We start from the raw sequence: 1,079 nt of genomic DNA on the forward strand, positions 1-1,079 counted from the left end.
CGCTTTCTTTGTGGACGACGCCAGGCGGCTTACTTCGCCACCACCTTGACCATTTCCAGGCACTTGTTGGAGTAGCCCCACTCGTTGTCGTACCAGGACACCAGCTTGACGAAGGTGCCGTCCAGGGCGATGCCGGCATCGGCATCGAAGATCGAGGTACGCGCGTCGCCGCGGAAATCGGTAGCCACCACCTTGTCTTCGGTGTAGCCGAGGATGCCCTTCAGCGCGCCTTCGCTCTGCGCCTTCACCTCGGCACAGATCTCGGCGTAGGTGGCCGGCTTCTCCAGTTCCACGGTCAGGTCGACCACAGACACGTCCGAGGTCGGCACGCGGAAGCTCATGCCGGTGAGCTTCTTGTTCAACTCCGGGATCACCACGCCGACCGCCTTGGCCGCACCGGTGCTGGACGGAATGATGTTCTCCAGGATGCCGCGGCCGCCGCGCCAATCCTTGTTGCTCGGCCCGTCCACGGTCTTCTGGGTGGCGGTGGCCGCGTGCACGGTGGTCATCAGGCCGCGCTTGATGCCCCACTTGTCGTTGATCACCTTGGCCAGCGGCGCCAGGCAGTTGGTGGTGCAGCTGGCGTTGGAGACGATGGCCTGACCCGCATAGGTGCTGTCGTTGACGCCATACACGAACATCGGCGTGTCGTCCTTCGACGGCGCCGACAGGATCACCTTCTTGGCGCCGGCGTCCAGGTGCTTCTGCGCGGTTTCCTTGGTCAGGAACAGGCCGGTGGACTCGATCACCACGTCCACGCCGACCTCGCCCCACTTCAGCGCGGCCGGATCGCGTTCCTGGGTCAGGCGGATCTTCTTGCCGTTGACCAGCAGATGATTGCCGTCCACCGACACCTCCGCCTGGAAGCGGCCGTGCACGGAGTCGTACTGCAGCATGTAAGCCAGATAATCCGGCTCGAGCAGGTCGTTGATGGCGACGATCTCGATGTCGCTGCCGAAATTCTGCACCGCCGAGCGCAGCACGTTGCGCCCGATGCGACCGAAACCGTTGATGCCGACCTTGATTGCCATTTCAGTAGCTCCTGCGGCCGCGCCTGGCGCGGCGGATGGAAGGGGAAA

At 63.9% G+C, this 1,079-nt stretch carries 1 protein-coding gene; it reads right to left on the reverse strand.

All coding sequences use genetic code 11. From position 1 onward, the window contains the following. Positions 1–29 precede the first annotated feature (29 nt). The gene (gene gap, locus D180_RS03305; RefSeq protein WP_017911669.1) at positions 30–1,031 is read right to left on the reverse strand and encodes a type I glyceraldehyde-3-phosphate dehydrogenase; all 1,002 of its coding nucleotides are present in this window, start codon (positions 1,029–1,031) and stop codon (positions 30–32) included. Positions 1,032–1,079 lie beyond the last annotated feature (48 nt).

The sequence above is a fragment of the Xanthomonas sp. SHU 166 genome, assembly GCF_000364685.1.
GTDB lineage: Bacteria > Pseudomonadota > Gammaproteobacteria > Xanthomonadales > Xanthomonadaceae > Xanthomonas_A > Xanthomonas_A sontii.

Coding starts and splice junctions, on each gene's coding strand:
- gap (WP_017911669.1), bottom strand. CDS start 1,031: ATGGCAATCAAGGTCGGCATCAACGGTTTCGGTCGCATCGGGCGCAAC.